This window comes from Kytococcus sp. HMSC28H12, from assembly GCF_001816045.1.
Taxonomy (GTDB): Bacteria; Actinomycetota; Actinomycetes; order Actinomycetales; family Dermatophilaceae; genus Kytococcus; species Kytococcus schroeteri.
This window is the reverse complement of sequence record NZ_KV824356.1, coordinates 1-7,414: the sequence shown is the minus strand read 5'-3', so window position 1 is coordinate 7,414 and position 7,414 is coordinate 1. Positions and strand designations below refer to the sequence as shown.

At 74.7% G+C, this 7,414-nt stretch carries 8 protein-coding genes; 4 read left to right on the top strand and 4 right to left on the bottom strand.

Annotated features, from left to right (window positions below; all coding sequences use genetic code 11):
- Nucleotides 1-376 (bottom strand): TetR/AcrR family transcriptional regulator (locus tag HMPREF3099_RS03760; RefSeq protein ID WP_141761975.1); only part of this gene is annotated, 376 nt, incomplete at its 3' end.
- A 66-nt stretch (nt 377-442) separates the two neighbouring features.
- Here HMPREF3099_RS03760 and HMPREF3099_RS03755 point away from each other — a divergent pair.
- Nucleotides 443-1,180 carry a GAP family protein gene (locus HMPREF3099_RS03755; protein WP_083323467.1) on the top strand — a complete coding sequence of 246 codons (738 nt, stop codon included), beginning with the start codon at nt 443-445 and terminating at the stop codon, nt 1,178-1,180.
- Between the two features lie 62 nt (nt 1,181-1,242).
- Here HMPREF3099_RS03755 and HMPREF3099_RS03750 read toward each other — a convergent pair whose 3' ends face one another.
- On the bottom strand, nt 1,243-1,707 hold the full coding sequence (locus HMPREF3099_RS03750) for an Lrp/AsnC family transcriptional regulator (RefSeq protein WP_070704141.1): 465 nt from the start codon (nt 1,705-1,707) through the stop codon (nt 1,243-1,245).
- 129 nt (nt 1,708-1,836) lie between these two features.
- Here HMPREF3099_RS03750 and HMPREF3099_RS03745 point away from each other — a divergent pair, with 129 nt between their 5' ends.
- Nucleotides 1,837-2,484 carry a LysE family translocator gene (locus HMPREF3099_RS03745; protein ID WP_202816679.1) on the top strand — a complete coding sequence of 216 codons (648 nt, stop codon included), beginning with the start codon at nt 1,837-1,839 and terminating at the stop codon, nt 2,482-2,484.
- A gap of 15 nt (nt 2,485-2,499) precedes the next feature.
- Here HMPREF3099_RS03745 and HMPREF3099_RS03740 read toward each other — a convergent pair whose 3' ends face one another.
- Together HMPREF3099_RS03740 and HMPREF3099_RS03735 are read right to left on the bottom strand one after the other, a co-directional pair.
- Nucleotides 2,500-3,771, bottom strand: a complete 1,272-nt coding sequence (locus tag HMPREF3099_RS03740; protein WP_070704138.1) for a DUF3137 domain-containing protein — start codon at nt 3,769-3,771, stop codon at nt 2,500-2,502.
- A gap of 33 nt (nt 3,772-3,804) precedes the next feature.
- Nucleotides 3,805-4,419, bottom strand: coding sequence for a LemA family protein (locus HMPREF3099_RS03735; RefSeq protein WP_070704135.1), 615 nt, complete (start codon nt 4,417-4,419; stop codon nt 3,805-3,807).
- Between the two features lie 159 nt (nt 4,420-4,578).
- Here HMPREF3099_RS03735 and HMPREF3099_RS03730 point away from each other — a divergent pair, with 159 nt between their 5' ends.
- Both HMPREF3099_RS03730 and HMPREF3099_RS03725 read left to right on the top strand, forming a co-directional pair.
- The gene (locus HMPREF3099_RS03730; RefSeq protein WP_070704147.1) at nt 4,579-6,915 is read left to right on the top strand and encodes a DEAD/DEAH box helicase; all 2,337 of its coding nucleotides are present in this window, start codon (nt 4,579-4,581) and stop codon (nt 6,913-6,915) included.
- Nucleotides 6,916-6,957: 42 nt separating this feature from the next.
- Complete coding sequence (locus HMPREF3099_RS03725; RefSeq protein ID WP_070704132.1) at nt 6,958-7,362, top strand: hypothetical protein; 405 nt, start codon at nt 6,958-6,960, stop codon at nt 7,360-7,362.
- Nucleotides 7,363-7,414 lie beyond the last annotated feature (52 nt).

Genomic DNA, 7,414 nt, shown 5'->3' with positions numbered 1-7,414 from the left:
CGGTGGCCGCCGGCGCCAACCGCTCGTCGGTGCGCCCGCCCGCCACGAACTCCAGGTAGGTGGCCACCTCCCGGCGCCGCTCGTCGTCCAGCGGGAGCAGCTGCTCGAGGGTGGCCCGCGCGCGCTCGGGCCCGGGCCCCTGCTCGGCACGCAGCTGCACCACCCGTGCGCCGATGCGGTCGCCCATCTCGGCCATGACGAACGCCAGCAGCTCGTGCTGGGCGGAGAAGTAGTGCCGCACCGCGCCGGGCGACCAGCCCACCTCCGCGGCGACGGCGCGCACCGAGGCGGCGTGCAGCCCCTCGCGGGCGACCAGCGCGTACACGGCGTCGGCCAGGGCGGCGCGGCGGGCGGCGTGGTCGGCGAGGCGGGGCATGGCCCCATCGTGCCACGGAAACAACACAGGTGTGTTGACAACGCCACGGACCCCACCCCAGACTGCATGGCAACACACCTGTACTTCCAAGGAGTGATGATGGACGCCGGCAGCCACCTGGCCCTCGCTGGGCTCGCCCTGCTCGACAGCACCAGCTTCGGCACCCTCGTGCTGCCCGTGATCGCCCTGCTCGCCCACCCCCGCGCCGGCGGCCGCGTCGTGGCCCACCTGGCAGTGATGGCCGTCTTCTACTGGCTGCTCGGCGTGGCCCTCCTGCTCGGCGGCCAGCAGGCCCTCGCGAGCCTCGGCGGCTGGCCCGACTGGACCCGGCACCCCGCCACGTGGGTGGCCGGCGGCATCGCCCTGGTGGGCCTCAGCTACGTGCTCGACGGCACCGTCGCCCTCCCGGGCCCGTGGGCCGAGCGCGCCCGCCGCAGCAAGGAGTGGATGCGCCACGCCCTCGGACCCGATGCCGGGGCGCGCACCGTCGCGGGGATCGCCCTGGCCGCCGGGCTCGTGGAGGCCGCCTCGATGCTGCCCTACCTGGGCGCCCTCGGGATGCTGCTCGGCTCGGACCTTCCCACCGTCGGCCGACTGGGAACCCTTGCCGCCTACTGCCTGGTGATGGTGGCACCCGGCCTGCTGCTGGTGGCGGCGCGCACGGCCCTCGGTCGCCGGGCCGACGGCCCGCTCGGGCGCATCGGCAGCTGGCTCGACCGCCGGGCCGGCACCGAGATGGCCTGGGTGGTGGGCATCATCGGCGTGGTGCTGGCCCTCAATGGGGCCGCGCGCCTCATGGCCTGAGGCCGCGGGTCACCAGCCACCCCGAGCGACCGGCCGCGTGCGTGGACCCGTGGTGGGGTGCCTCACCGGCCCAGGTCGGTGGGGTACGGCCGGTCGGCCACGAAGGTCTTGAGCACCAGGGTCGAGGTGAGGCGCTGCACCCCGGGCAGCGAGGAGAGCACGTCGTCCTGCAGGCGCGCGTAGGCGTCGAGGTCCTCCGTGCGGACGCGCAGCAGGTAGTCGGGGTCACCGAAGAGGCGCTGCGCCTGCAGCACCGTGGGGATGCCGGCCACCGCCTCCTCGAAGGCCAGCAGGGTGGCCCGGTCCTCCTGCCCCATGGTCACGAACACCAGGGCCTCGAAGCCCAGCCCCAGCGCCCGCGGGTCGACGCTCGCCCGGTACCCGGTGATGGCCCCGCAGGCCTCCAGGTCCTTCAGCCGGCGGTGGGTCGGGGAGACCGTGAGGCCCACGCGCTGACCGAGCTCGGTGACACTCAGTCGTCCATCCACCTGCAGTTCGGCAAGGATCTTGCGGTCAAATGCGTCCATGGTTGCTGATTCTTCTACGGACAACCGAACGCACAGCCGATTCGGGCAGCACATTCTGCCGTTTCTCACCTATCGTCCCGCTCGCCGGCCGGGATCCGCCGCCGGACGGGGCTCGTGGAGGAGGACGGCGTGGAACTGGGACTGGTCATGGGGTTCGCGGCGATCGCGCTCACCCTCATCGCGGTGCCCGGCCCGGACTGGGCGTACGTCCTCAGCGCCTCGCTGCGGGACCGCGTGGTGGCCCCCGCCGTGGGCGGCCTCGCGCTCGGCTACGTGCTGATCACCGCCGTCGGTGCCGTGGGGGTGGGCCCGCTGCTCGCCGAGGCCCCGCTCGCACTGGTGGCCCTCACGGTCGGCGGGGCCGGGTACCTCGTCCTGCTCGGCGTGCGCACGCTGCGCAGCACGACGGGCCCCGCAGGACCGGAGGGGCAGGTGATGGCCACCGGCCCCCTCGGGTACGTCACGCGGGGCATGGCCGTGAGCGGCCTGAACCCCAAGGCCATGCTGCTCTTCCTGTCGATCCTCCCCCAGTTCACCAACCCGGCACAGTCCTGGTCGCTCCCGGCGCAGCTGGCGACCCTGGGCCTGGTGCACGTGGTCATCAGCGGCGCGTTCTACCTCCTGCTGGGCACCACCGCGGGACGGGTGCTGGCCTCCCGCCCCGGCGCCGCGCAGGTCACCACCCGGCTGGCCGGTCTGGCCATGATCGCCGTGGGCGTCGGTCTGCTCGGCGAGCGCCTCCTGCAGGCCGTCCGCGCCGGGGGCGTCGTCGTCTGAGGCGGCCGGTCCCCCTCAGCGGCGCGAGCTCAGCGCCTGTCGGACGAGCTGTAGGACGACCAGCCCGCCGGCCACCACGATGAGGACCTTGGGCCCCAGGGCGAACCCGCCCTCATCGCTGAAGACCGGCACGCGCCCGCTGGAGACGAAGAAGACCCACCCGGCGAAGAGCACCACCGGGAGGAGGGCCCCCAGCCGGGAGAGCCCGCCACGGCGACGCGGCGCCACGGCCTCCGGCTCGGTCGACAGGCCCGATGTGACCGTCATCGGCTGCGCGGAGCCGACGGATGCCGCCTCCTGGGCGCCATGGCCACCGGCCACCTCCTCCGGCCACGCGCCGGCCACGCCCGCCACCTGCAGCACGTCGTTGAGCTCGCCGGCGATGCGCTCCAGGTCCTGGCGCACCTCGGCCCGGGAGTCCAGGTCCAGGTCGAACAGGTCGCGCTGCAGGTCCAGCGCCAGGAAAAGCTGGCCGTCCACCGCCCGGAGGGCGAGGTCACCCTGGTGGCGGTGGGCCAGAGCCGCCAGGTGCTGCTGCACCGTGGGTGTGAGCAGGTAGTAGGCCTGCTGGGGGTCGGTGGCCTCCACGCGGAACCAGTCGGAGAACGCGGGGTTCTCCATCGCCAGGCCCCGGCCCCCGAGGAGGCGACTGCCCCCGGTGAAGCCCGCCCGCGAGTGCGGTGAGACCCGCACCTCGCCGCGGACCGCGCGGGCCAGCGGCAGCCAGGCCACGAGACCCCGGAAGATCTGCACGGTCTCGCGGTCCTCCCCCGACCCCTGCTGCTCGGTGATGCGGTACTCGCACACGGCGAGCGACCTGCCGGCCACCACGCCGGTGACCGACTCGCCGCAGTGCACGGAGTCGCCGGTGTCCACGATGCCGGCATCGCGGAGCAGCCGCTCGTCGGCCGCCCCGAGCTGGAGGTGGCCCCCGGTGGTGCCGTGGAGGCGGTCCACCTCGCTCGCCCAGGAGGACAGCACCGGCTGCACCAGCTCGGCATCGGCCCGCTCACGGAACGGCCGTGCCCGGCGGGACCGGACCGCGTTGAACAGGAACGCCGCACCCGCCACGACCACCACGGCCGCGATGAAGAGGGGCACCGAGGTGCTCATGGGCACCACGCCGAGCATCCCCAGCAGGTGCACCACGATCACCGGGACCATCACCAGGGGCAGCCACCGCTTGACCAGCGCGGTCGACCGGCCGAGGCGGTCACGCTCCTCCCGGAAGGCCTCGGGGTCCACCCCGGCGGTGTCGACGACGGTGGCGGGGTCGGGTTGGCGCACGGTGCTCCTCCCTCAGGTGGGTCGGTGGGTGGGTCAGGAGAGCGACGCGGGCCGGGCCCGGCCCGCGTCCCCACCGGTCAGGTCGGCCAGGCCTGAGAGGTCCACGTCGGCACGCTCGGTCTCGCTCGCGCGGAACATCGGCTCGGTGCCGAAGCCGAACACGGCCGCCACGAGGTTGGACGGGAACATCTCGCGCCGGTCGTCCAGGCGCGCCACCGCGGCGTTGTAGCTGCGGCGGGCGGCGCTGAGCTGCTCCTCGGTGTAGGCAGCCGACTTCTGCAGCTCCACGAACGAGGCGTTGGCGCGGAACTCCGGGTACGCCTCGGCGGTGACGTTCACCGCCGACTGGGCGCGGTCCATGGCCCGGTCGGCCTCCTCCAGCTGCGGCACCGACATCTGCTCGACCGGCTGGGCGCGGCGCATCTCGAGCACGCGCTCCTGGAAGGCGGTCTCGGCCTGCACCGCGGCGGGCACCACCTGCATCTGCTTGGTGAGCAGGTCGTGGCGCTGGGTCAGGGCCACCTCGATGCCGTGCCTGGCCTGGCGCATGGCGTTGCGGGCCCGCACGAGGGCGTTGTAGAGCACCACCACGGCGATGACCACCAGCAGCAGCAACAACAGCAGCACGATCCAGATCCCGAGGTCCATCTCTCTCCCGTCCGCCGGGCCCGCGTGGCCCGGCCTCGGACGGCGACGCTAACCGAGCGACCCGGCCGCCGGCGTGGCCCCGTGGTCGGGGCCACCCCCTGCCACGGACGCACGCACGCCGCCCACCAGAGCCCGGACCTCCTGCGTGAGAATGGCCCCATGCCCGCTGACGCCACCGCCCCCGTGGAGGGCGGGCCCGCGCCGGACCCGGCGGACTGGGTGCGGCTGCTCACCGCCGGTGGACTGGCCGACCGGCTGGTGCACACCGAGACCCGTCCCGCCCGCGATGCGGTGACCGCACCCCTGCCGGAGTGGCTCAACCCGCAGGTCGAGGCGGCGCTGCGAGGTGCCGGCATCGAGCAGCTGTGGAGCCACCAGGCCGAGTTCGCCGAGCACGCCCACGCCGGACGCCACGCCGTGGTGGCCACCGGCACCGCATCGGGCAAGTCGCTGGCCTACCTGCTGCCGGTGCTCTCGGCGCTGGCCGACGGCTCCCACCACGTGACCGGCCGCGGCGCCAACGCCCTCTACCTGGCCCCCACCAAGGCCCTGGCCCAGGACCAGCTGGCCGCCGTGGAGGCGTGGATGGTGCCCGGTGTGCGCCCCGCGGTGGTGGACGGCGACACCCCGCCCGACGCCCGCACCTGGGCCCGCCAGCACGCCACCTACGTACTGAGCAATCCCGACCTGCTGCACCACTCGCTGCTGCCCGGCCACGAGCGGTGGCGGGCCTTCCTGCGCCGCCTGCGCTACGTGGTGGTGGACGAGTGCCACACCCACCGCGGTGTGCCGGGCGCCCACGTGGCCCTCGTGCTGCGCCGGTTGCTGCGTATCGCCCGGCGCTACGGCGCCGAGCCCACGGTGCTGCTCGCCTCGGCCACCGTGGCCGACCCGGCCGAGCACGCCAGCCGCCTGCTCGACGCGCCGGTGCAGTCCGTCACCGAGGACGGCTCCCCGCGCGGCCCCATGACCTACGCCCTGTGGGACCCCCAGCCCGATGCGGCCGACGGCGGCGAGCGCCCGTCCACCCTCACCGAGGCCGCGCGCACGACGGCACGCCTCGTGGCCGGGGGGCGCCAGGTGCTCACGTTCACCACCTCGCGCGTCGGTGCCGAGGTGGCCGCCCGGGCCGTCGCGGACCAGCTCGGGTTCGCCGGAGCCGGTCACCTCGGTGACGCCGTGGCGGCCTACCGCGGCGGGTACCTGCCCGAGGAGCGCCGCGGCATCGAACGGCGCCTGCGCGAGGGTGGGCTGCGGGCCGTGGCCGCGACCACCGCCCTGGAGCTGGGCATCGACGTCTCCGGCCTCGACGCGGTGGTGATGGCCGGGTGGCCCGGGCGGCGGGCGAGCTTCTGGCAGCAGGCCGGCCGGGCGGGGCGCTCCGGGCAGCCGGCGCTGGCCGTGCTGGTGGCCGGCGACAACCCGCTGGACGGCTACCTGGTGCACCACCCGGAGGCGATCTTCGACAGCGGCGTGGAGGCCACGGTGGTGGACCCCACCAACCCGCGGGTGCTGGCCGAGCACCTGGCCTGCGCCGCGGAGGAGATCCCGTTGACCGAGGCCGACTCCCTGTGGTTCGGGCCGGGCACGGCCACGGTGCGCGAGTCGTTGGTGCGCGCCGGCATGCTGCGGCAGCGGCCGACCGGCTGGTACTGGGCGGGGTCGCAGCGCCCGCACGACCTGGTGGACCTGCGCGGCATGGCCGGGACGCTGCAGCTGGTGGAGGGGCGCACCGGGCGGGTGCTGGGCACCATCGACGCGGGGCGGGCGGACTCCACGGTGCACACCGGCGCGGTCTACCTGCACGCCGGTGTGACGCACGTGGTGACCGACCTGGACCTCGAGGAGGGCGTGGCCACGGTGGCCGTCGGCGACCCGGGGTGGACCACCCGGGCGGTCACCGAGGAGGCCTTCGACGTCACCGCCGTGCGCGACGAAGCCCCCGCCGAGGGGGTCACCTGGTGCGTGGGCGACGTCCTGGTGCGCACCCGGGTGACGGCCTTCCGCCGGATGCTGCCCAGCGGTGAGGTGCTCGGGCAGCACCCGCTGGACCTGCCCGAACGCACGATGCCGACCCGCTCGGTGTGGTTCACCCTCACCCCCGAGGTGCTCGAGGCGGCGGGCGTGGACGACCTGGAGCTGGCCGGCGCCCTGCACGCTGCCGAGCACGCCCTCATCGGGATGCTGGGCCTGGTGGCCACCTGCGACCGGTGGGACGTCGGCGGGGTCTCCACCGTGCTGCACCCGGACACGGGCCTGCCCACGGTGATGGTGCACGACGCGCACCCGGGTGGGGCCGGCTTCGCCGACCGGGGCTTCGCGGCGCGCCGCCCGTGGGTGGAGGCCACGCTGGCCGCGGTGGAGGGCTGCCCCTGCAAGGCCGGGTGCCCGGGCTGCGTGCAGTCGCCCAAGTGCGGCAACAACAACGAGCCGCTGTCCAAGGCCGGGGCGGTGGCCGTGCTGCGACTCCTCACCGGGCAGTGGTCGGCGCAGTAGCCTGAGCGCGCATCGTCCCCCACCCTCCTCGAAGGCGGCTCCATGCTCCTCATCGGCCTGCTGATCCTGCTCGTTGCCGTGCTGTTCATCCTCTACGTGGTGACCGGCGCGGACGGCTCCACCACGCTGGAGGCGTTCAACGTCAGCACCACGATGCCGGCGCTCACCCTGTTCCTCAGCGGCATGGTCTCGCTCCTCGCCATCGGCCTGGGCCTGTGGCTCATGACGGCCGGGGCCCGCCGGAACGCGCGCCACCGGAAGGAGCACAAGGTGTTGGAGCGCGACGCCCGCGAGGCACGCACCCTCCGCGAGCACGGCACGACCCGCCGCGACCACCGCGCCCCCGAGACCGAGGTGCCCTACGGGGAGTACCAGGAGGAGCGCCCGCTGCGCTCCGGAGAGCGCCTGGACGGCGGGGACACGACCTCCCCGCGCCGCGACGCCTGAGCCCCACCATCGCAGCCCTGCGCCGTGGGCGCCCCCAGCCAGGGGGCGCCCA

What these genes read in the sequence shown, in the direction of transcription:
- HMPREF3099_RS03755 (WP_083323467.1), top strand. Translation starts at nt 443, where the DNA reads ATGGCAACACACCTGTACTTCCAAGGAGTGATGATGGACGCCGGCAGC.
- HMPREF3099_RS03750 (WP_070704141.1), bottom strand. Translation starts at nt 1,707, where the DNA reads ATGGACGCATTTGACCGCAAGATCCTTGCCGAACTGCAGGTGGATGGA.
- HMPREF3099_RS03735 (WP_070704135.1), bottom strand. Translation starts at nt 4,419, where the DNA reads ATGGACCTCGGGATCTGGATCGTGCTGCTGTTGTTGCTGCTGCTGGTG.
- HMPREF3099_RS03730 (WP_070704147.1), top strand. Translation starts at nt 4,579, where the DNA reads ATGCCCGCTGACGCCACCGCCCCCGTGGAGGGCGGGCCCGCGCCGGAC.
- HMPREF3099_RS03725 (WP_070704132.1), top strand. Translation starts at nt 6,958, where the DNA reads ATGCTCCTCATCGGCCTGCTGATCCTGCTCGTTGCCGTGCTGTTCATC.